Source organism: Prochlorococcus marinus str. SB, assembly GCF_000760115.1.
GTDB lineage: Bacteria > Cyanobacteriota > Cyanobacteriia > PCC-6307 > Cyanobiaceae > Prochlorococcus_A > Prochlorococcus_A marinus_D.
Window position 1 is genome coordinate 215,702 of sequence record NZ_JNAS01000002.1, and the last position, 21,997, is coordinate 237,698.

A 21,997-nucleotide genomic window follows, 5' to 3' on the forward strand; every position below is an offset into this window, starting at 1 on the left:
CTTTATTTAACTAAAATTAGTATTCCCATTTGCCCCCCCCAAATAGTCCTATATTCAGCTTTTTTAAATCCAACTGCCTTAGCAATATTTATAAGCTCATTTTTCTTTGGAAAATTACTAATACTTTTTTCAATATATGCGTACTCTGGACCTAAATTAAAAAGCCGCGAAATGGTTACTACAATTAATCTCAAATAAATTTTCTGAAAAATATTGGATAAAGAATTTCTTGTTGAGTGATTAAAATCCAAAAATCCTGCCCTTCCCTTATCCTTCAAAAGATCAAAAACTTTTTTTATTCCTTCTTCAACATTATTTAAGTTTCTAAGTCCATATGACATGCAAATTCCATCAAAATTTTTTGAATAATCATTAATTTCTAATACATCTTTAATTTCCCACTTAATAAATTTATTTTTTTTAAGCTCTGATTTTTTTTTTGCAATATTTAAGATATCCTCTGCACTGTCAATCCCAGTAATTGAACCCCTTGGACTAACTCTCTCATAAATTAAGAATGCTAAATCTCCAGTTCCACAGCATAAATCAGCCCAATCTTCACCATTTAGAGGTTTCAATAAATTAACTAATTTCCTTTTCCATAATCTGTGCAGCCCAAAACTTAATAGATTATTTAAAAAGTCATATTTATAAGAAATTTTATTAAATATATTTTTAACTTCGATAGTTTTTGTGAATTTCATTTTTAAATTTTTAACTTATTTTTTTTGGTATTAAATTAAATTTTTATTCATATGGTCTAATTGGAAGATTTTTTTCGAGAAGAAAAGTTTTTATCTCTTGTAGAGTAAGTTTCTTATCATGAAGTAATGATGCTAAAAGTGCGGCAGATGCCCTGCCTTCATTGAAAACATCATAGATATCTTCTAAACAACCTGCCCCTCCGGAAGCAATTACTGGGATATCAACAATATTTGCAACAGATTCTGTCAAATTTAAATCATATCCATTCTGTGTTCCATCACCATCCATTGAAGTAAGCAATATTTCCCCTGCGCCTAACTCCTCAACTTTCTTTGCCCAACTTAATACATCTATACCAGTATTTTCTCTCCCTCCTTTCACATAAACCTCCCACTCTCGAACATTATCAACTTTTCTTCGAGCATCAATTGCTATAACGATGCATTGATTACCAAATTCTCTAGAACTTTCAGAAATTAAATAGGGATTTCTTACGGCTGAGGAATTCAAACTCACTTTATCTGCTCCTGCTCTTAAAAGATCATTAATAGAAGAAACAGAATCTATACCTCCACCTACTGTAAAAGGAATTTTTACTGATTTTGCTGTCCTAGAAACAAGGTCAACTAATGTATTCCTATTTTCCACGCTTGCTCTAATATCTAAAAATACCAATTCATCTGCACCTTCATCAGAGTACCTACAAGCCAATTCAACAGGATCACCAGAGTCTCTCAAGTTAACAAAATTCACACCTTTAACCACTCTGCCATTGGCGACATCTAAACAAGGAATTAAACGAAGAGCTACCATTTTAGTAAAAATTGTCCAAATGCTGTTAATCTTGCATAATAGCTTCCATTTTACCTCTTATGGCTGAAACAAAATTATTACCCAAAATCGGCAGTAAAATTAAAATTAACATTAACAAAGTAAAAGATAGACTACCATCTAAATTAATTGATCAAATATCCTCTAATCCGAAAGCCGTAATAACAGGCTATAAAATGACAGACGGTAGAAGTATTGGGATCACCGCAAAATTTCAGAATGGTGAGCAAAATTGGTTTTTCCCAGAAGAAATTGAGAAAGGTTAAAGAGTAACGTGAATGATCCAAAACAACTATTAGGAATTAAGGGTGCCTCTGAAACATCAAGCATATGGAAACTCCGCATACAGTTAATGAAACCCATAACGTGGATCCCTTTGATATGGGGGGTTATTTGTGGAGCCGCTGCAAGTGGGAATTTTGAATGGACATTTAGTAATGTTCTAGCTTCATTGGCATGTATGTTGATGAGTGGACCACTTTTGGCTGGTTATACCCAAACCATAAATGATTTTTTTGATAAAGAAATTGATGCAATTAATGAACCAAATAGACCAATTCCTTCTGGCAAAATTTCAATTAAAGATGTAAAAATACAAATCTGGGTATTACTTATAGCAGGTTTAATAGTTGCTTTTCTATTAGATTTATATGCTAAGCACAGCTTCCCCTCCGTCTTACTTTTGGCATTAGGAGGTTCCTTTGTTAGTTATATATATTCTGCTCCACCACTCAAATTAAAACAGAATGGTTGGCTTGGAAATTATGCATTAGGAGCATCTTATATAGCTTTACCTTGGTGGGCAGGACAAGCCTTGTTTGGGAAATTAACTATCGTAACGGCGATACTAACACTTGCTTATAGCCTATCAGGACTTGGAATTGCTGTTATTAATGATTTCAAAAGTGTTGAAGGAGACTCAAAGCTAGGCTTAAATTCTCTACCAGTAGTATTCGGAATTAAAAATGCAAGTAGAATAAGTGCAGGACTAATTGACATTTTTCAATTAGCAATGGTTGTAGTACTTGTGATTATTGGTCAACATTTAGCCTCTGTAATTTTGGTTTTATTGGTAATTCCACAAATTACATTTCAAGATATGTGGTTACTAAGAGATCCTTTAAAGTTTGATGTCAAATATCAAGCAAGTGCCCAACCGTTCCTTATAACTGGAATGTTAGTTACAGCTTTAGCGATAGGACATAGTTTTTTAGTTGCTTAAGGTGCAAAAGATTAAATTCAAATCTTTTGTTTTAATAATTCCAATATTATTTTTTTCTGGAATATCTTTTTATTTTTTTAGTCTAATATTTAGTACCTTAAAATTTGACGTTTCTAAAAATAAAAAGTCTAGGGAAACCAAATATTCTTACTTAATATCATCTTCTGATAATAAGATACTAAGCAAATTAAGCCGCAAATTTGAAATAGATAATAGTTATCATAAAATTCCATTTTTTCTTAAACATTCTTTTATATCTTCTGAGGATAAAAGATTTTATAAACATAATGGAATAGATTTTAAAAGTATTTCTCGTGCCCTTATTAAAAATATTAGAAGTGGTTATGTTAAAGAGGGAGGAAGTACGATTACACAACAAGTTGCTAGATTACTTTTTCTAAATAATGATTTAAGTTTTCAAAGAAAAATCAAAGAAATATTTATATCACTCATACTTGAATTTAGATATAACAAAAATCAAATTTTAAAATTATATTTAAATAATATTTATCTAGGATCAGGAGCATTCGGGGTAGACGAGGCTGCCCAAGTTTATTTTGGAAAATTTATAGAAGAATTGACATTATCAGAGATCGCATTAATTGCAGGATTAGCTCCAGCTCCATCAATTTATTCACCTTATCAAAATTTAGAACTAGCTATTAAAAATAGAAATAAAGTTCTTGAATCAATGTATGTTGATGGATATATTTCTCTTGCAAATAAGAATAAGGCTATTAAAGAAAAAATAAAGTTAAATTATCAAACAGCTGATAATTTTTTAGATGATAAATTACTAATAAACTTTATTCTTCAGGAAACAGATAAAAAAATTGGAAGTGAAAATGATTATAAGTTTTTAAGAATTAAATCTTCTATCAACAAAGATTGGCAAGAAAAAGGTCAAAAAATATCAAGATACGCAGGACCTAAAGAACTTGAATTTAGTCTGTTATCTATCGAATCAAACACAGGACTAATTAGGACAATGATAACCAGCAAAAATCCATCAATTAATGAATACAATAGAGTTATTTCATCTGTAAGACCTTTAGGTTCTACTTTTAAAATAATCCCTTATGCTGCTGCATTAATAGAAGGAATAAAATTAAGCGATAAATTTGAAGACTTACCAATATGCTGGGAAAGTTATTGCCCAAAAAATTTTTCAGAAGACTATAGAGGTTCAATATCTTTGATTGAATCATTTAAAAGTTCATCAAATATCGTTCCAATATCAATAACAAAAAAAATCGGCTTAAAAAATATTATTAATTTAGCGAATTCATTTGGACTAGGTTTCGAGCAAGAGTTTGAGGAATTCCCATCATTAGCTATTGGTGCCTACGGAGATAATCTTTTAAACATCACAAATGCATACTCTGCAATAAACAATAATGGGAAGATTCAAAACCCTGAAATCATAGAAAAAATAGAATCATTTAAAAAACAACCCATTTGGGAAAATAAATCTATTTCCAAGAAAATATTAGATTTCAAAATAAACAAGAAAATAAATAAACTTCTTGAAAAATCTGTAAAAGAAGGCACTTCAAAAGCAGCCTCTATAAAAGGAAAGAAAATTTATGGGAAAACAGGCACATCTGATGGAAATAAAGATCTCTGGTTTATTGGTTCCATTGATAACCTTACAACAGGGATCTGGATAGGTTACGACAATAATAAGGAATCTGAATTATCTAGTGGGAATGCAGCTTATTTATGGAAGAAGTTCATATCTGAAATTTATAAAATTCCAATTAAAAAATAAATTATATTTTTAAGATTTATAAGAAATTATTGCAGAATAAAATCCATCACCAGGATAATCAAAGCTAGGTAAAATTTGCTTTTGGCTAACCAATTTTAAAGTTTTGTTTTTTTCAATAAATCGTTCAATTAATAGATTATTTTCATCGGGACAAATAGTACAAGTTGAATAAACTAAAGTACCATCTTTTTTCAAAAGAGGTAAGATACTCTCCAAAAGTTTTTCCTGTAATAAAGTTAAAGATTTTATTTTTTCTTTACTTAAAGACCATCTAGAATCTGGATTCCTGGAAAGAGTTCCAATGCCCGAACATGGAGCATCTAATAAAATCTTATCAAAATAAGATATAAACTTAGGATTTAATTCAATCAAACTCGTAGCATCAGCCTTAAGTGTAATAACAGATTTCAAATTTAACCTTTCTAAATTTGATTGCAGTATTTTCAATCTTTTTGCTGATCTATCTACGGCAATGATTTCAGCACTATCATTTGTTAATTCTGCAAGGTGGGTAGACTTACTTCCTGGCGCTGCACAAGCATCTAAAATCTTTTCACCTTCTTTTGGATTTAAGAGAGGTGCTATCCACTGAGAAGATCTATCTTGAATTGTCCAAAGTCCATCACTATATCCTGGTAAATTTTTTATAGATCTTGGATTAGATTTTAAAGTAATTCCATTATGTAAATCATTAATAATTTCAGCATCAATTTTATTTTCATGAAGTACTTTCAAAAAGTTATCTAAATTAGTTTTTAATTGATTAATTCTCAAATCTATTGATGGTTTTTTATTAAATGCCTTAATGATATTTTCACCCTCGCTATTGCCGACCCATTTATAAAGATCCTGCACAAGCCATAATGGGAATGATTCAAGATATGAAATTCTTTCTTTTCTATCAGAAGATAATTCCGGAAAGATTTTTTGTTCTATTTTTCTTGATGCATTTCTCAATATCGCATTTACAGTTCCCGCCAAACCATTTAAATCTGTTTTTTTAGCTACTTCTACAGTGGTAGAAATAGCAGCAGGAAATGGGATTTTATCCATTTTCAATAGTTGATACAAACCTATATGTAGAAGCCATCTTAATTTTGGAGGCTGCTTTTTATGAGTAATTTTTGATGTATGATCCGTCCAAAGATCAAGAAATTTTCTATACCTTATGCATCCAAAAGATAATTCCGTAATAAAAGCTATATCAAGAGGATTAAATTGATAATTTTTTAAAACCTTTTCAAGAGCATGATCAGAAAAATCACCATAACTAACTTTTAATAAAATTTCCCAAGCTGCCTTTCTTTGTAAATATCCTATGCTCAAAATATAAATAATTTTTTTAAAGATAACTTTAATATACAAAAAATTCAAAAATTTAAACTACTTTTTCAATTGCAGAATTAAACCAAATAAAACCTAAGATAGAAATAAGTGAAAGATTAAATCCTAAAAAAAGAAAGATATTTAAAGAATGGATTCTTTCCCGAAAAAATATTTTTTTCTCTTTTTGATACTTCATTATTAAAATAAAAACTTTTTCAGGATTTCAAACGGCAACCAATATTGATAGATCCTGTATCAAGCATTCTGCCTAATTTAATTGCTATGGATTCCTCCAACCTAGTAAAATTAGATTGATGGGTGGTTATCCAATCTAATTCAGAAAAAGTGATAATTCCAGTCGAATTACTTTTTAAAAAAAGTGTTCCAATTTCCATTAGATAAATCTAATATTTTCTAAGTTAACATCCTTACTTAATATTTCTTCATAACATAATATTCTTTTAATTTTTCAAGGAAAACTGTAGGTTTTTACTCTTAATTTATTGAATATCCCTTAAAAATTTATCGGCCGTTTTTAAATGATTATTTAATTTTTCCTCTGACATTTTATCGAGATTTCTCGTTAACATTGCCAGACGATATTGCTTTCTAAAAAAGCTTTCATTATCTTTAATAAATTTCCAAAATAAGCCATCCCATATTTCACACCATGAGCCACTTTTAAAATTAGACATTTTTTTTACATAATTAGAGCTTGATATATATGGCTTTGTTGAAAAGATACCACCATCACTAAACTGACTCATTCCGTAAACATTTGGGACCATAACCCAATCATAGGAATCAATAAACATTTCCATAAACCATTTATAAACTTGATTGGGGTGAATTCTACATAGAAGCATAAAGTTGCCAATAATCATTAGCCGCTCAATATGATGACAATAACCAAATTTAATAATATTTTTTATAACAACGTCTACTGGTTCAATTCCTGTATTTCCTTGATAAAAGGATTTTGGAATTGGCTTATCTTCAAAATTCCAAAAATTACTATTTCGCATCTTTGTTCCATACTTTTTATAGACGAGGCAAATAAATTCTCTCCATCCAATAATTTGACGAATAAAACCCTCTAAAGAGTTAATAGGAACATTATTATTTTTTGCAAAAAGTAATGCTTTATTTACTACTAAATCTGGGGTTAATAAGCCGCTATTTAAAAGAGGAGAAAGTAAACTGTGCCATAAAAAAGAATTTTCTTTAGAAATAGCATCCTCATAATCTCCAAATAAGAAAAATCTATGTTTAAAAAAATCATTTAACCAATCATCTGACTCTTCAAAATTAGTTGGATATAAAAAGTTATTACTTTCTCCAATAAACTCAATATCAAAATTGGCTAATGACCTTTCTGCATTAACTACAAATTTATTTTTTTGTAATTTAGGTATATCGGGTATATTTATTTTTTTTGGTAATTTTTTTCTGTTCATTTCATCGAAACTCCATTTACCACCTTCAGGTGTATCATCAGGATTGACTAATATCTTTTGGCTTTTTCTTTGATTCTCATAAAATCTCCCCATAAGAGGTTTTTTTGTATTTGATACAAATAAATTTTTTAAATCTTCACTGCTCATAAACATAGGAGAAGGCAAAATATTTAAAGCTAAATTATTACTTTCAACAAAATTATTAATCCTCTTCATTATTAAAAAATCATGAGGGTCAATCAGATTTATTTTCTGATATTTATTTTTAATAAATTCCGATAAATAATCAACTGTAGAAACATTATTCTTGTTTTCGATATATAAAACTTTAAAGCCAGATATTTCTAAATAATTTTTATATGCGAGCATAGATGCTCTATGAAAAACTAACTTATTTTTATGGTTAATTAATTTATGAAATTTATCATTTCCAAAAAATAATGAGTCTTCCAAAATCAAAACTTCACAATTTATTTTTAAGATTGGGCTTTCTCTAAAAAGTTGATTCGGGAAAATAATTGATACTTGTTTCATCTTTGCGACTTCCTATTACTGCATCTTTTTGAACAGTAGATAACATCATCCCAACAGTTTTTCCATTTTTTACGCCACTCAAATGGCCTATTGCAAACAGGACAAGTTTTAGTAGAAAGATTTTTCAAAATTTATAATTTTCTTTTATGAGTAGACTTAAATCTGGTTGAATCTTTAAGAGCCATATGTTTTGTATTTCTTCCCGAAACTCTCTTTCTCCAGACTTTGAAAGATTTGGGTTTTAAATTTTGACGCATAATTTTTATCGCATCCTCCTCTTTTAAACCAAATTGATACTCGATAGCTTCAAAGGGTGTTCTATCTTCCCAACACATTTCTATTATTCTGTCTATATCGATACTTTCCATATTTATTGTTCACATTGTGAGGTACAAATTTTTTCAATATCGGATCTACCTGTAATTTGAAGTCTATATTTTGCCCAATATCTGTAAACCAATCTCAATAATGGAGACAATAGCTTAATTTTCAAGGGATAATAAACCCAACCTAAACCAACTAATTCATAAGAATATGCAAGTACATCTAGTCCCCTAATAATTTCACCATTTTCAATAATCCCATGCAGGTTTGACATAGCTTCTGAATATGAGATGTCATAAAAGAGACTTTGATCATAATCCTTACTATTAATATCTATAAATGCAATTTGATTTAAGGTATCTCTTTTTTTAAGAAAATTTGTTTCTCTCAAACAAAGTGGACAACCACCATCGAATAAAAAGGTTAATTTATTTTTCATATTTTTATTCAAATATAGAAATTAAATAACTTTTTTGTGGAATAAAAAATTTTTTTTAGATTACAAGCTTTATAAAGCCTTAATAATTGCCAGTTCTAATTTAGTGAAATTATATTATCTTATTAATTAATAAGCCATTGATTAAGGGATACATCAATGGTTTAAAACTTTTTGTAATCAATCATCTAGAAGATGCACTCCTTCTCCTATGTCAGGAGTAAATTTACAATATTTTTCAAAAATAAGTCCAACACCTCTCATTTTTTCTCCTAATTCATCGTTAAATTTATTCCATTCTTCGGACTCACGATCAGGTAAATCCCACCCTTGTTTTTCTACCATACTTGTTATTACTGTATAGTCCCATTCTATGTATGCCATTGAGTTAATTTAAACTACCAAAATATTATAAACCAAGAGATTTAATAGGTAATCAATATTTTTTGAATATAATTTAAAAGTGTGAAAAAATTATAAATGTCAATTTTGCCAAGAAGATTTGAACGAATCAAAGGAGTTTTAGATTGCAGAATGAAAAACTTGACTGTTTTAGTTGAGGATGTAAATAAACCACATAATTTATCTGCGATATTAAGGACATGTGATGCAGCAGGAGTTTTCGAAGCAAATTTTATTAGTAAAACGAATGCCGTTAAAACTTTTAATAGTACTGCTCAAGGAAGTCAAAAATGGGTAAAACTGAATAATCATGAAAACACTATCACGGCAATATCTGATTTAAAAAATAAGGGTTTTAAATTATATGGAACGACTCTTAATAGTGAATCAGTAGATTATAGAAATTTTGATTATTCTCAAAATACATGTTTTGTTTTAGGAGCAGAAAAATGGGGACTAAGTAATGAACTTATATCAATGGTTGATCAATCAATTTTTATACCTATGAGAGGTATGGTTCAATCTCTGAATGTTTCAGTTGCTGCTTCTATATTATTATTTGAAGCTGTTCGCCAAAGAAAAAATAAAGGTATATTGCCTGCTAATGGAGAAGGATTAAATATGGATGAATATCAAAAAACTCTTTTTGAATGGTGTTACCCAGAATTAGCTGCGGTGTATAAAAAATCAGCTAAAGAATATCCAAAGTTGAATGATCAAGGAGAACTTGACCCTATTACGGATAACTAAATTTATTCAGAATTTTGACTATCAAAAATTTCTTCAAGGTCCTCTCCTATAAAAGAAAGACCTAAAACTAAAAAAAACATTGCCAAACCTGGGAACAAAGCCGTCCACCAGATACCTGTAGGTAAAGCGGCAAGAGCCAGATTTAAATCACTTCCCCACTCTGGGACATCTGCAGGAACGCCAAGGCCTAAAAATCCTAAACTTCCTAATACCAAAACAGCATCTGCAGCATTTAGGGTAAGCAGAATAGGCAATGGTGTTATTACATTTGGGAGAATATATTTAAAAATAATTTTTTTAACATCAGCTCCTGCAACTTGAGCTGCCTCCACATAAGTTTCGGATTTAACCAATATTGTCTGATTTCTGATTAATCTAAAATATTGAGGAGAGTAAACAATACACAACGCCAAAGCCGCGTTAAGGATACCCTTACCCAATACAAAAGCCACAACAACTGAAAGCAAAATTACAGGTATTGAAAAAATAGTATCCATTATTAGTGATAAGCATTTATCAAAAAACCCACCAAAATATCCACTTAATAATCCCAATGGCAAACCCAAACTTAATGAAAAAAGAATAGCTAAGAACACAACTTCTATCGCTAATGATGATCCTTGCAAAGTTCTTAAGCAAACATCTCTTCCTAATCTATCTGTGCCACAAAAATGATTAAGAGAAGGAGGGGCAAAGATATCATTGCTTAACATTGAAAATGAATAGCCAAAAAAATTATTGGCCTCTAAAAATTTCATTATTAAAACAACAAGAAGATAAAAAAGTACAATTAAAAATCCAGCTTTTCTGATATTTGCGCCGACACGATTAAATGAGTTAATATCCAAAATCTTTTTTTAAAGATATAAATGAAATATACCCAATTCTTTTAAAAATAAATAGCTGAAAATTTTAAATTAAAAGAAATTACTGGTTTAATTTCAAGACTGCCATAAAAGCTTCTTGAGGGACTTCAACTTTACCCATTGCCTTCATCCTCTTTTTACCTTTGGCTTGTTTCTTTAAAAGTTTCTTTTTCCTAGAAATATCTCCTCCATAACATTTAGATAAAACATCTTTTCGCAAAGCACTTATGCTTTCACTTGCAATAATCCTGCTACCGATTGATGCTTGAATAGGTATTTTAAATTGTTGTTTTGGAATAAGTTCTTTTAATTTCTCAACTAAACTTCTGCCAATTCCATAAGCCTTATCTTTATGAACAATAGAAGTTAATGGATCTGCTCTTTCTGAATTTATTAGAAAATCTAATCTAACAAGGTCATTTTTTCTATAGCCAATCAAATGATATTCCATTGATGCATAACCTTGGGTTCTACTTTTCATTTGATCAAAGAAATCTGTAACAACTTCTGCTAATGGAATTTCATAAATCAAGGTAACTCGATCTGTTGTTATGTACCTCATATCTATAAATACTCCTCTTCTTTCCTGACATAAACCCATTAATGTTCCATTAAATTCATTGGGAGCATAAATTTCCATTTTCACATAAGGCTCTTCTATTGATTCTCTAAGTTGTGGATCAGGAATTGTAGAAGGGTTATCAATAAAGATATGTTCCTTCTGATTTAAATTAACTTTATAAATAACTGATGGTGCCGTTACGATTAAATCCAAGTCATATTCTCTTTCTAATCTTTCTTGAACAATCTCCATATGAAGAAGTCCAAGGAATCCGCACCGAAATCCGAAGCCCATTGCGCTACTGGTTTCGGGCTCATATTTTAAAGCTGCATCAGATAATTGTAATTTTTCTAGTGATACTCTTAAATCTGGGAATTGATCAGCATCAGTTGGGAATAAGCCACAAAAAACCATAGGATTTGCTGTCTTATATCCAGGCAAAGGTTCATTGGCAGGTGAATTTAAAAGAGTAATCGTATCTCCCACTCTGGCATCAGCAACTGATTTTATAGAAGCAGCTAAATAACCAACTTCTCCTGCATGTAATTCATCAACTTGCTGCTGATCAGGCGCCATTATTCCTATCTCATCTAATTCATAATTTTTCTTACTTGCCATTAATAATATTTTTTCTCTCTTATTTAGAGACCCAGATATCACCCTGAAATAAACAATAACTCCCCTGTACGGATCATAATAAGAATCAAAAATCAGTGCCTTTGTAGGTAGTTTAATTTCATCTTGAGGAGGAGGTACTCTTCTTACGATTGCTTCCAAAATATCTTTAATACCAACTCCAGTTTTTGCTGAACAATTTATTGCATTAGATGTATCAAGTCCAATAATTTCCTCTATTTCTTGTTTTATTTTTTCAGCATCAGCCCCTGGCAAATCAACTTTATTTAAAACTGGAATTATTTCAAGATTATTTTCTAAGGCAAGATAAACATTAGCTAAGGTTTGAGCTTCTACTCCTTGACTTGCATCAACAACGAGTAAAGCGCCTTCACAAGCTTGAAGAGATCTACTAACCTCATAAGAGAAATCAACATGCCCTGGAGTATCTATTAAGTTCAAAACATATTCTTGGGAATCGTCAGCTTTATATTTCATCCTAGCGGCCTGTAACTTGATAGTAATTCCTCTCTCTCTTTCAAGATCCATGCTGTCCAAAAATTGTTCTTGCATATCCCTTTGCTGAACAGTACCAGTATCTTGAAGCAACCTATCTGCAAGGGTAGATTTACCATGGTCAATATGAGCGATTATGCAGAAATTTCTAATTTTTGAAACCGATATATCAGTCATATAGAAAGAAAAATTCTCCTCTTTTTACATCTTGATTAATATTAGCTAATTAGAATTATGGATGGAAACCAAAAATGGAATTGTTTCTTTTTTTAATTTCATTTATGAAGGTACTGTTTTTTTCAGAGGCTGTTCGTTCTGGATAAATTAAGTCATATATTTTTTTCTTTAGATTATGCTTGTCGTTTAAAAATAAGACTGATTTTTCTAGAACCTCAACCATAATTGAGACCGCAGTACTTGCTCCGGGAGATGCTCCTAACAAAGCAGATAATGATCCATCAGATGAATTCACAATCTCAGTTCCAAATTTCAAAGAGCCACCGCCTTCAGTTTTTTTAATTATTTGGACTCTTTGACCAGCATTCTTTAAATACCAATCAGAAGGATTAGCTGATGGCATCATATTCTTTAAATTCTCAACTCTTGAGTTATGGCTCTTTAATGATTGTGATATGAGGTAATTAATTAAATCGTTATTCTTGAAACCAACGTCTAACATAGAAAATATATTATTCTTTTTAATTGAACTAAATAAGTCAAAGTATGAACTTTGTTTTAAAAATTTCGTTGTAAATCCAGCAAAAGGTCCATATAAAAGAAGTTTTTTATTATTAATCCATCTGGTGTCTAGATGAGGCACAGACATTGGTGGCGATCCAATATCAGCTTTACCATAAACTTTTGAGTTATGTTTTTCTGTTAGATCTTTTTTCTCGCAAATAAGCCATTTCCCACTAACAGGAAATCCACCATAACTTTTTGCTTCTGGAATTTTTGATTTTTGCAAATAATTAATTGTTTTTCCACCAGCACCAAGAAAAACATAGCCAGTTCTAATTGAAGTTTTTCTACCTTCAGAACTAATTTCTAGTTCCCATTGTTTTTTATCAATTTTCTTTAAATCTATTAATTCTGTTTTGTATCTAATTTCAACATTTTTGTTTAAGGAAACTAATGACAAATACTCTTTAGTTAAAGCCTCAAAATTAATATCAGTTCCTCTGCCTATTCTGGTAGCTGCAATTTGAGTAGATGGATTTCTATCTTTTGTTATTAGAGGAGCCCATGATGAAATTTCATCAAAAGATGAAGAAAATTCCATATCGATAAATTCAGGATTTTCGGTCATTTTCTGAAATCTTTTTTTTAAAAAAGAAATATTATCCTGACCAGACACAAAGCTAATATGAGGAATAAATTTTAGAAATTTCTTAATATCAATTTTCCCTGCTTCATACAATGAGGCCCATAAAGACATGGATGTTTCAAAAGAACGATTTATTGAGAGCGCTTTATCTATTTTTAGATTTCCTTTTTCATCTAAAGGAGTATAGTTTAATTCGCAATTAGCCGCATGTCCTGTACCTGCATTATTAAAAGCGCCAGTACTTTCACTTCCTGGAGCATTTAATTTTTCTATAATAAGAAATTTTATATCTGGTAAAACTTCTGAAATTAGGAGGGCTAGAGTACTACTCATTATCCCTCCTCCTACTAAGACTGCATCAAAGTGGCTATTGTCATTAGTGGGATTTTTAGATGAAGTCACAACAGAAAATTATCTTTTTTGCAATTAATCAGATTTCTTTCTAGGCTTATTATAAAGTTAATCCAAAATTATGAGTACTGAAACACTCTCGCTGACAAACGAAAATGTAGAAAAAGTCCTTGACGAGCTAAGACCTTTTTTAATTTCTGATGGAGGTAATGTAGAGATTGCAGAAATAGATGGTCCAATTGTCAAAGTCAGACTTCAAGGAGCATGTGGTAGTTGCCCAAGTAGCACTATGACTCTCAAAATGGGTATTGAAAGAAAGTTAAAAGAAATGATTCCTGAAATAAGCGAAGTTGTCCAGGTTTTATAAAAATTTTTTAACTGAAATATATTATTTAGTTTTTAATTCCTTCAACAAAGATGATTCCATATCAAGGCAATCAATTGGAAGTCCTTGACCAATAGCTATTAAAAGAGGTGCAAGAATTCCTAAAGTAAAAACTAAATTTGATTGGCTTACATCATATTTACTCAAAGTAAAAGTTATCAAATAAATAATTGAAAAATAAGCATGTAGTGAAAAAAATTCTTTTGGCTTTAACACTGGCCACCTTAAAGTATTTCCCAAGAAATATAAAAAACCTGTCATAAATAAATAGTTACATGAAGATTAAACCAAATATAAACATAATCCTTTTTAGAGACTATTTATAAAAAAATTTACCTAAGATAATAATTAAAAAAACATTAAATCTTCGTTTCTATTTGTAAAAGCTAGACATGCAGTTAAAAAAACGCTTATAATAATTTTGTAGCAATCGCTACTTTTTCGTTCACCCTCATTTGAGGGCGCAGTTCGAGTCATACCATGGAACGGGGGATGGCCGTGTTGTCACATCGAAACATGACTACTTTAACTTACAGAGGTAAAAACTACGTTCAAAACAAAGAAGCTGCTAAAAAGCAACTTGTTGAACTTACCTACAGAAGAAACGTATACACCAACAGAATGGATGACGCTTCTTCAAGTAATGAAAAAGCAGAATTAAATTACAGAGGTGTTAATTACACTAAATAATTTAATTAAACAAATTAAAAGCCCCTTTTTCAGGGGCTTTTTTTTTGGCTATATTTATCAAGAGTCCTTTAAAAAATATGTCTGAAAGTTGCTGTAATACAAACACATCGAATAAAGCATCTAATCAATTCGATCATAAAGATGCGATTCAAGAAAGATATGGTTCAGCCGCACTTGAAAAAGAAAGTTGTCTTTGTACACCAGTTGGTTTTAATCCCGTATTACTTGAAGCAATTCCTCAAGAGGTTATAGAAAGAGACTATGGATGTGGTGATCCAACAAAATATGTTCAAAAAAATGATATAGTCTTAGACCTTGGAAGTGGTAGCGGCAAAAATGCTTTTATTTGTGCGCAAATTGTTGGAAAAAAAGGGAAAGTTATTGGAGTTGATCAGAATCCTGACATGCTTTGTTTATCAAGATCAGCCTCTAAAGAAGTTACAAAAAATATAGGTTTTAACAATACAGAATTTCTTGAAGGATCAATTGAAAAACTTGATGAATTAGATGAAGATTTAAATCCATTAATCGCCGACAAATCAGTCGATATTATTTTAAGTAATTGCGTTTTAAACTTGGTAAGTCCAGAATCTAGAAATAACCTTCTAAGAAATATAAAAAGAGTTTTAAACGATAATGGAAGAATTGCAATTAGCGATATTGTCTCTAACAAAAAAGTACCTTTAAGATTGCAAAATGATCATGATCTATGGACAGGATGTATTAGTGGAGCATGGTATGAACCAGACTTTATAAGTGATTTTAAAGAACTAGGATTTAAAAATTTAGAATTTGCAGAAAGAAGTGCTGACCCTTGGAAAGTAATTGAGGATATTGAATTTAGAACAGTAACTTTAGTGGGCAATATTTAAAAAATTCAAAAGTTTAAAATATAAATTTCCATGAGAAATAATCTAAGAGATCAAATACCCGCATTAAAAAATAAGTATTATTTTAACTATGGTGGTCAAGGACCATTACCAAAATCTTCTCTAGAAGCAATAGTTAAAACTTGGGAAATTATCCAAGATTTAGGACCATTTACTAATGATATGTGGCCTTTTATTTATAAAGAAATATTGACCACAAAAAGAATCATTGCACAAAAATTAGGTGTCAATTCAAAGAATGTAGCTCTTACCGAAAACATCTCTTCTGGTATGATTTTGCCCTTCTGGGGAATAAAAGTAAAAGAGGGAGAAGAGTTGTTAATAAGTGACTGTGAACATCCTGGAGTAGTGGCTGCAAGTCGTGAATTTTGCAGGAGAAATAAATTAATATTCAAAATTTTGCCAATCCAAAAAATTAAAAATCTAAACGAAGAAAATATAATTTTAGAGATTTTGAAAAATCTAAATAGTAAGACTAAGATCCTAATTATTTCTCATATCTTATGGAACTTTGGATATAAAATCCCTTTAAAAAAAATTTCTATCGAATTAAAAAATAATCGAGAAGATTCTTATTTACTTGTTGATGGTGCTCAAACCTTTGGTCACATAAATATTGAAAAAGAAGTTTTTTATTCCGATTTATATTCAATAACTTCTCATAAATGGGCATGTGGACCAGAAGGACTTGGAGCCATTTATGTCTCAGATAGATTTATTCATGAAACAGATCCAACAATAATTGGTTGGAAATCATTAAAAAAAGAACAAGGTATTTATAAGCCTTCAGATAATCTTTTTCATGATGATGCAAGGAAATTTGAAATAGCTACCTCTTGTATTCCTTTACTTGCTGGGCTTCGGAATTCTTTAGATCTTTTGGATAAAGACTGCCATGAAAAAGAAAAAAACAAAAATATCAAAAAATTAAGTGGAAAACTTTGGGATGAATTAAATCAATCAAAGGGAGTTGAATTAGTTTTAGAAAAAAAATATTTAAATGGGATTGTTAGTTTTAATATCGAAAATATTAAAGATAAGGATAAATATGTAAAGAAACTTGGAGAAAAGAAAATTTGGATTAGAGTTTTAGAAGATCCAAAATGGTTTAGAGCATGCGTACATCAAATGACTACAGAAGCTGAGATTGATTTACTTGCTAGAGAAATAAAAAAAATATTGACTTAAAGATCTATTGATATAAAAAAAATTTAGTCTACCATGGTATCTCCGAATTGTCCCATGCAATAAATTTTCCTGTGGATTCTGGTGATTGATTTTTAATAATATTTATCAGGAATTGGGAGGATTTTTCTTTACTAAATAATTTATGTTCTGGAACAAATTTATGAAAAGGTCTAGATAAATCAGTATCTACTGTTCCTGGATGAAGCAATGTGATAGCAGCCTTTGGGAAACGTCTTGCCCATTCAATACTTAAAGATTTAAAAAATTGATTTTGCGCAGATTTTGCAGCTCTGTATGAATACCAACCTCCAGTTTGATTATCTCCAATGCTACCAACTCTTGCACTTATACTTGCAAAATTAAAATCGCAATCTTTTGGTATAAATTCTTCAATCGCTTTAGCTAATAAAATAGGAGAAAAGGCATTGATTGAAAAACTTTCCATCATATTCTTTTTATCAAGATGTTGTAATCTTTTTTCCGGTTGAAGAGAATCACTATGAAGTCTACCTGTAGCATTAACAACTAGCCTTAATTTTGAAGGATGATTTGATATTTTATTTTTCAACTGCAAAAGGGATTGAGAATCCTCTATATCTAATTCCCAAAAAGGATTAAATTCACTTTTTCTTCCACACAAAACAACATCTAAATCTTTTTCACTTTCATTCAGATCTTTAGCTAGTTGTGTTCCAATTCCGCCTGCGCCTACAACTAAGGCTAAGCCTTTCATTTTATTAAAAATAACTCCAATTATTCTAAGAAACTTTTCTTGTGATTTGCGTAAAAATCTTTCTTATTTGATTGGGAAATTTTATTGAGATTTATTTTTTTCTTTTAATAATTTATAAGCTATTTTTCTATCATCAAAATTAATAACTTTATCATTGAGAATTTGGTAGTCTTCATGTCCTTTTCCTGCAATTAAAATAATATCTTTTTTATTGGCAAATTTAATAGATTCATTTATTGCTTTAAATCTATCAATTTCAATTGTTATTTTTTCTCTTTTTTTTATACCCATCAAAATATCATTCACTATCTTTTGGGGTTCTTCTGATCTTGGATTATCTGAAGTTATAAAAAGTTGATCAGACAACTCTTCAGCTATTGATCCCATCAAAGGCCTTTTACTACGATCACGATCTCCGCCACAGCCAAAAACAGTTATTAGTTTCCCTTCACAAAGTTTTTTAATTGATTGCAAAACTTTTTTTAATCCATCAGGAGTGTGGGCATAATCAACAATTACTGTTGGAAGAGATCTTGAAACGTCACTATCATCAATCTGTATTTTCTCCATTCTCCCAGGAGCACCAGGGAAAGATTGTATTAGCTTTGATAAATCTTTTAAAGAAAAATTCAGTTTATACAAAATTGTTATTGCTTGAGTCGCATTCATTAAATTAAATTCACCGACAAGTGGAACAAACAGTTGAATTTTTTCCCTAGGTGTATGAAAAATACAGGTGGAACCACTTTCAGTAAATTTTTTATCTGTTACGAAAAAAAAATCATCATTTTCAAATTCACTTTCAGTAATCTTTGTAGACACTAATGAAGATCTTTTTTCAAGATCAGACGATAATTTAGATATCCAATGGTCATCATGATTTAATACAGAAATTCCATCCTTTTCTTTTAAATAAGGTGGGAAAAACAATTTTCTTTTTGTTTGAAAATAAGATTCCATATCTAAGTGATAATCAAGATGATCTTGAGTTAAATTAGTAAAAATAGCCGCCTCAAATTCGCATCCTGATATCCTCTTTTGAGCAATAGAATGAGAACTTACCTCTAATATCGCGAATTCAGATTCAGCCTCAACAGCAGCATTTAATTTCTTTTGAAGTTTATCGGCGAAATCAGTTGTATGAGAAGACACTTCTGAGAAGCCAGGCCATCTATTAAACAAGGTCCCAAATAATGCAGTCTTTTTCCCTAATTTTTTTAAAAGATATTCCAATAAGAAAGTAATTGTCGTTTTTCCATTAGTACCAGTAACACCAATAAGTTTAAGTTTTCTTGAAGGCCTATTCCAAAACTCAGCGACAATTTGACCAAAAATATAATCTAAATTATCCTCAATAACCAAAATCCTTTCTCGATCAATAGATCCAATTTTCTCTTTTGCAGCAAACCCAATAATGGCAGCCTCAGCACCATTTTCAATTGCCTCAATACAAAATTTTCCTCCATCAACATTTAAACCAGGCATTCCTAAAAATAAAGTTCCTTTTTGTACTTCTTTAGAGTTAAAAGAAATATTATTGATTTCATGATCGATTAAATCTAATGAAGGAATAATTCCTACTAAATCTAAAAGTTTATGTAATTTTATAGATTTCATATAAAAAAAATTATTTCTCCAGAATGGTACTAATATTTTTTTTAAACCAATTCTTTAATTGATCATCTTTTAATCTTGGAGAAATGCGAGGCAATTCTATGATCTCCTCAGACCTAATTCTTTCAATAGCAATAACAGGTACTTCATAATCATATTTTTTATATTTATCTTTATATAAATCGAACCTATCAATATCAATTTCTTTAAGCTCTTCTAGATTAGGGAATAACTCATTAAGATTTATTTTTGCCAGTTTGTTTTTTAATGAATCACAAAGGCAACATCCCTGCCTAACAAAAATAAATATTTTCATTCATTTAGTCAGGCACAGGGTCACATCCACAGGGAGTTAAAGGATGACATCTGCTTAATCTTTTTAAAGTTAACCACCCTCCCTTCCAAGGACCATGTCTAGTAATTGCCTCATATCCATAAGAGCTGCAACTTGGAATAAATCTGCATTTTGGTCCAAAAAAAGGAGAAAACCACTTTTGATAAAACGAAATCATAAAAAGAAGTATAGAAGTAATTGATTTATTAATAGTTTTGAACACTTTAATGATGTAAAATAATATTTCGAGTAGTAATTAGTTTAATTGAATTTAATCAATTATCCAATTTATTGCAAATTTCTATTTAATTTAAAATTATGTCAAGATACCGCGGCCCCAGATTAAGGGTTACGCGTCGCTTGGGAGAACTACCAGGTCTCACCAGGAAAGCTTCAAAGAAGTCTAATCCTCCAGGTCAGCACGGCCAAGCCCGTCGCAAGCGATCAGAATATGCAATTCGTCTAGAAGAAAAGCAGAAACTTAGGTTTAATTATGGAGTTTCTGAAAAACAACTAGTTCGTTATGTAAAAAAAGCTAGAGCTCAAGAAGGATCTACAGGAACTAACCTACTAAGACTTTTGGAAAACAGACTTGATAATGTTTGTTTTAGATTAGGTTTTGGAGGTACCATTCCAGGCTCAAGACAATTAGTAAATCATGGCCATGTAACCGTTAATGGAAAGGTTCTTGATATTGCTGGTTATCAATGCAAATCAGGCGATGTAATCGGAATTAAAGAAAACAAAGCAAGCAAAAAACTTGTTGAAGGTAATATAGAATTCCCTGGCTTAGCAAATGTTCCACCTCATCTTGATTTAGACAAACCTAAATTAACGGGAAAAATAAATGGGAAATGCGATAGAGAGTGGGTGGCTCTTGAAATAAACGAACTACTAGTTGTTGAATATTATTCAAGAAAAGTTTAATACTACTTTTCTTTGGATTATTAAATCTCTCATTAAAAAAAATGAGAGATTTAATTTAATTCTTATTTTTAAAAATAATGGGAAATAAGGAAAATAATATCAAAAAGCCAGGTTTTAAGACCCTATCTATTCACCATGGGGAAACTTTTGCAGAAGACACCGGATGCGTTATGCCTCCTATTTTTTCTACATCTACTTTTAAACATGGAAATAAAGATAATTTCGACTACACCAGATCAGGCAATCCAAACTTTAGAATTCTAGAAAACATCCTTAAATCAATAGAAGATTCTAAATACTGTACAGTTTTTGGATCTGGAATTAGCGCGGTAACTGCAATTTCATCAACACTAAAATCTGGTGACAAGATACTCTGCGAGTCAAATCTCTATGGTTGTACAGTGAGGATGTTCGAAAAAGTTTTCAAGAAATTTGGGCTAGAAGTTTTATACACAGATTTTACAAACGAAAATGATATCAAAAAGATTTCAAACTTCGAGCCAACCTTGATATGGCTAGAAAGTCCAACTAATCCACTTTTGAAGGTACTTGATATTAAGGCGATTTGTGATGAAGCGAATAAACTCGAAATACCAGTAGTTGTAGACAACACATTTTCTACAGCGCTTATTCAAAAACCATTGGACCTTGGTGCAACACTATCGGTTGTAAGCACCACAAAATTCATTAATGGACATAGTGACGCACTTGGCGGAGCAGTACTGACAAATAATGAGGAATGGAATAGTAAGATGCTTTTCTCTCAAAAAGCTCTCGGGCTTCAACCATCTCCTTTTGATAGTTGGCTCATTACGAGAGGAGTAAAAACTCTTCCTTTAAGAATCGAACAACAAACTAAAAGTGCACAATTTATTTCTGAAGAATTAGGGAATTATAAAATAATTAGTAAAGTAATTTACCCTTTTAATCAAGAACATCCGCAATTTAATTTAGCAAAATCGCAAATGAAATCTGGAGGTTCAATGATCACCCTAAAATTAAATTTAAATAAAGAGGATACTTTTAAATTTTGCAAATCTCTCAAATATTTCTCTCTAGCAGAAAGCCTTGGAGGAGTTGAAAGTTTAATTTGTCACCCTGCAACGATGACTCATGCTTCTGTTGATGACAAAACAAAAAATCTGCTAGGGATAGATGATGCTCTTGTCAGATTATCAATTGGATGTGAAGATACAAACGATTTAATTTCGGACATTTTATTTGCTTTAAATAAATTCTGA

General features: G+C 30.6%; 27 protein-coding genes. 10 read left to right on the forward strand and 17 right to left on the reverse strand.

Annotated features, from left to right (window positions below):
* Positions 1–2: 2 nt before the first annotated feature.
* On the reverse strand, positions 3–704 hold the full coding sequence (gene ubiE, locus EV02_RS05070; protein WP_032519503.1) for a bifunctional demethylmenaquinone methyltransferase/2-methoxy-6-polyprenyl-1,4-benzoquinol methylase UbiE: 702 nt from the start codon (positions 702–704) through the stop codon (positions 3–5).
* 43 nt (positions 705–747) lie between these two features.
* Positions 748–1,518: an imidazole glycerol phosphate synthase subunit HisF gene (hisF, locus tag EV02_RS05065; protein WP_032519504.1), complete on the reverse strand. Its 771-nt coding sequence runs from the start codon at positions 1,516–1,518 to the stop codon at positions 748–750.
* A gap of 59 nt (positions 1,519–1,577) precedes the next feature.
* On the opposite strand from hisF, the gene petP reads away from it, so the two are divergent.
* From petP to EV02_RS05050, 3 genes are read left to right on the forward strand one after another with little or no spacing between them, the layout of a single operon-like run.
* Complete coding sequence (gene petP, locus EV02_RS05060) at positions 1,578–1,802, forward strand: cytochrome b6f subunit PetP (protein ID WP_032519505.1); 225 nt, start codon at positions 1,578–1,580, stop codon at positions 1,800–1,802.
* An 8-nt stretch (positions 1,803–1,810) separates the two neighbouring features.
* Positions 1,811–2,758, forward strand: coding sequence for a chlorophyll synthase ChlG (chlG, locus tag EV02_RS05055; RefSeq protein WP_011817939.1), 948 nt, complete (start codon positions 1,811–1,813; stop codon positions 2,756–2,758).
* Between the two features lies 1 nt (position 2,759).
* Positions 2,760–4,529 carry a transglycosylase domain-containing protein gene (locus tag EV02_RS05050; RefSeq protein ID WP_032520449.1) on the forward strand — a complete coding sequence of 590 codons (1,770 nt, stop codon included), beginning with the start codon at positions 2,760–2,762 and terminating at the stop codon, positions 4,527–4,529.
* A gap of 9 nt (positions 4,530–4,538) precedes the next feature.
* Here EV02_RS05050 and EV02_RS05045 read toward each other — a convergent pair whose 3' ends face one another.
* The 7 genes from EV02_RS05045 to EV02_RS05020 form a co-directional block, all read right to left on the reverse strand.
* Positions 4,539–5,855: a 16S rRNA (cytosine(967)-C(5))-methyltransferase gene (locus tag EV02_RS05045; RefSeq protein ID WP_032520450.1), complete on the reverse strand. Its 1,317-nt coding sequence runs from the start codon at positions 5,853–5,855 to the stop codon at positions 4,539–4,541.
* A gap of 215 nt (positions 5,856–6,070) precedes the next feature.
* A complete protein-coding gene (locus EV02_RS05040) occupies positions 6,071–6,250 on the reverse strand; it encodes a hypothetical protein (protein ID WP_032519507.1) in 180 nt (59 codons plus the stop codon).
* A 105-nt stretch (positions 6,251–6,355) separates the two neighbouring features.
* Complete coding sequence (locus EV02_RS05035; protein ID WP_032519508.1) at positions 6,356–7,846, reverse strand: cryptochrome/photolyase family protein; 1,491 nt, start codon at positions 7,844–7,846, stop codon at positions 6,356–6,358.
* A complete protein-coding gene (locus tag EV02_RS09180; RefSeq protein ID WP_071813202.1) occupies positions 7,843–7,974 on the reverse strand; it encodes a DUF2256 domain-containing protein in 132 nt (43 codons plus the stop codon). Before EV02_RS09180 ends, EV02_RS05035 begins: the two co-directional genes overlap by 4 nt.
* Before the next feature lie 3 nt (positions 7,975–7,977).
* A complete protein-coding gene (locus EV02_RS05030) occupies positions 7,978–8,214 on the reverse strand; it encodes a TIGR03643 family protein (protein ID WP_002806923.1) in 237 nt (78 codons plus the stop codon).
* A 2-nt stretch (positions 8,215–8,216) separates the two neighbouring features.
* Positions 8,217–8,609: a thiol-disulfide oxidoreductase DCC family protein gene (locus tag EV02_RS05025; RefSeq protein WP_032519509.1), complete on the reverse strand. Its 393-nt coding sequence runs from the start codon at positions 8,607–8,609 to the stop codon at positions 8,217–8,219.
* Positions 8,610–8,786: 177 nt separating this feature from the next.
* Complete coding sequence (locus EV02_RS05020) at positions 8,787–8,990, reverse strand: hypothetical protein (RefSeq protein WP_025891460.1); 204 nt, start codon at positions 8,988–8,990, stop codon at positions 8,787–8,789.
* A gap of 96 nt (positions 8,991–9,086) precedes the next feature.
* Between EV02_RS05020 and trmH the strand changes: the two genes are divergently transcribed.
* Complete coding sequence (gene trmH, locus EV02_RS05015; RefSeq protein WP_032519511.1) at positions 9,087–9,758, forward strand: tRNA (guanosine(18)-2'-O)-methyltransferase TrmH; 672 nt, start codon at positions 9,087–9,089, stop codon at positions 9,756–9,758.
* Positions 9,759–9,760: 2 nt separating this feature from the next.
* Here the strand turns inward: trmH and EV02_RS05010 are convergent, their stop codons facing one another.
* The 3 genes from EV02_RS05010 to EV02_RS05000 form a co-directional block, all read right to left on the reverse strand.
* Positions 9,761–10,516, reverse strand: coding sequence for an ABC transporter permease (locus EV02_RS05010; RefSeq protein WP_012007248.1), 756 nt, complete (start codon positions 10,514–10,516; stop codon positions 9,761–9,763).
* 169 nt (positions 10,517–10,685) lie between these two features.
* A complete protein-coding gene (gene lepA, locus EV02_RS05005; protein ID WP_032519512.1) occupies positions 10,686–12,494 on the reverse strand; it encodes a translation elongation factor 4 in 1,809 nt (602 codons plus the stop codon).
* Positions 12,495–12,549: 55 nt separating this feature from the next.
* The gene (locus EV02_RS05000; RefSeq protein ID WP_032519514.1) at positions 12,550–14,046 is read right to left on the reverse strand and encodes a malate:quinone oxidoreductase; all 1,497 of its coding nucleotides are present in this window, start codon (positions 14,044–14,046) and stop codon (positions 12,550–12,552) included.
* Between the two features lie 70 nt (positions 14,047–14,116).
* Between EV02_RS05000 and EV02_RS04995 the strand changes: the two genes are divergently transcribed.
* Entirely contained in the window at positions 14,117–14,362 is a 246-nt protein-coding gene (locus EV02_RS04995) for a NifU family protein (protein WP_002805305.1), read from the forward strand.
* A gap of 21 nt (positions 14,363–14,383) precedes the next feature.
* Here the strand turns inward: EV02_RS04995 and EV02_RS04990 are convergent, their stop codons facing one another.
* Positions 14,384–14,641, reverse strand: coding sequence for a hypothetical protein (locus EV02_RS04990; RefSeq protein ID WP_011375974.1), 258 nt, complete (start codon positions 14,639–14,641; stop codon positions 14,384–14,386).
* A 255-nt stretch (positions 14,642–14,896) separates the two neighbouring features.
* Between EV02_RS04990 and EV02_RS04985 the strand changes: the two genes are divergently transcribed.
* The 3 genes from EV02_RS04985 (at position 14,897) to EV02_RS04975 (ending at position 17,148) form a co-directional block, all read left to right on the forward strand.
* Positions 14,897–15,070 (forward strand): DUF4278 domain-containing protein, encoded by a 174-nt coding sequence (locus tag EV02_RS04985; RefSeq protein WP_071813219.1) that lies wholly within the window; start codon positions 14,897–14,899, stop codon positions 15,068–15,070.
* Between the two features lie 77 nt (positions 15,071–15,147).
* Positions 15,148–15,942, forward strand: coding sequence for a methyltransferase domain-containing protein (locus EV02_RS04980; protein ID WP_032519515.1), 795 nt, complete (start codon positions 15,148–15,150; stop codon positions 15,940–15,942).
* A 30-nt stretch (positions 15,943–15,972) separates the two neighbouring features.
* Complete coding sequence (locus EV02_RS04975) at positions 15,973–17,148, forward strand: aminotransferase class V-fold PLP-dependent enzyme (protein ID WP_032519516.1); 1,176 nt, start codon at positions 15,973–15,975, stop codon at positions 17,146–17,148.
* Positions 17,149–17,176: 28 nt separating this feature from the next.
* Here EV02_RS04975 and EV02_RS04970 read toward each other — a convergent pair whose 3' ends face one another.
* From EV02_RS04970 to yidD, 4 genes are all read right to left on the reverse strand, one after another.
* A complete protein-coding gene (locus EV02_RS04970; RefSeq protein ID WP_032519517.1) occupies positions 17,177–17,881 on the reverse strand; it encodes an SDR family NAD(P)-dependent oxidoreductase in 705 nt (234 codons plus the stop codon).
* 81 nt (positions 17,882–17,962) lie between these two features.
* Complete coding sequence (locus tag EV02_RS04965; RefSeq protein ID WP_032519518.1) at positions 17,963–19,498, reverse strand: UDP-N-acetylmuramoyl-L-alanyl-D-glutamate--2,6-diaminopimelate ligase; 1,536 nt, start codon at positions 19,496–19,498, stop codon at positions 17,963–17,965.
* Between the two features lie 10 nt (positions 19,499–19,508).
* On the reverse strand, positions 19,509–19,811 hold the full coding sequence (locus tag EV02_RS04960; RefSeq protein WP_032519519.1) for a glutaredoxin family protein: 303 nt from the start codon (positions 19,809–19,811) through the stop codon (positions 19,509–19,511).
* A 4-nt stretch (positions 19,812–19,815) separates the two neighbouring features.
* Positions 19,816–20,052 carry a membrane protein insertion efficiency factor YidD gene (yidD, locus tag EV02_RS04955; protein WP_032519520.1) on the reverse strand — a complete coding sequence of 79 codons (237 nt, stop codon included), beginning with the start codon at positions 20,050–20,052 and terminating at the stop codon, positions 19,816–19,818.
* A 95-nt stretch (positions 20,053–20,147) separates the two neighbouring features.
* Between yidD and rpsD the strand changes: the two genes are divergently transcribed.
* Both rpsD and EV02_RS04945 read left to right on the forward strand, forming a co-directional pair.
* Complete coding sequence (gene rpsD / locus EV02_RS04950; RefSeq protein WP_011817920.1) at positions 20,148–20,756, forward strand: 30S ribosomal protein S4; 609 nt, start codon at positions 20,148–20,150, stop codon at positions 20,754–20,756.
* Between the two features lie 77 nt (positions 20,757–20,833).
* Positions 20,834–21,997, forward strand: a complete 1,164-nt coding sequence (locus tag EV02_RS04945) for a trans-sulfuration enzyme family protein (RefSeq protein ID WP_032519521.1) — start codon at positions 20,834–20,836, stop codon at positions 21,995–21,997.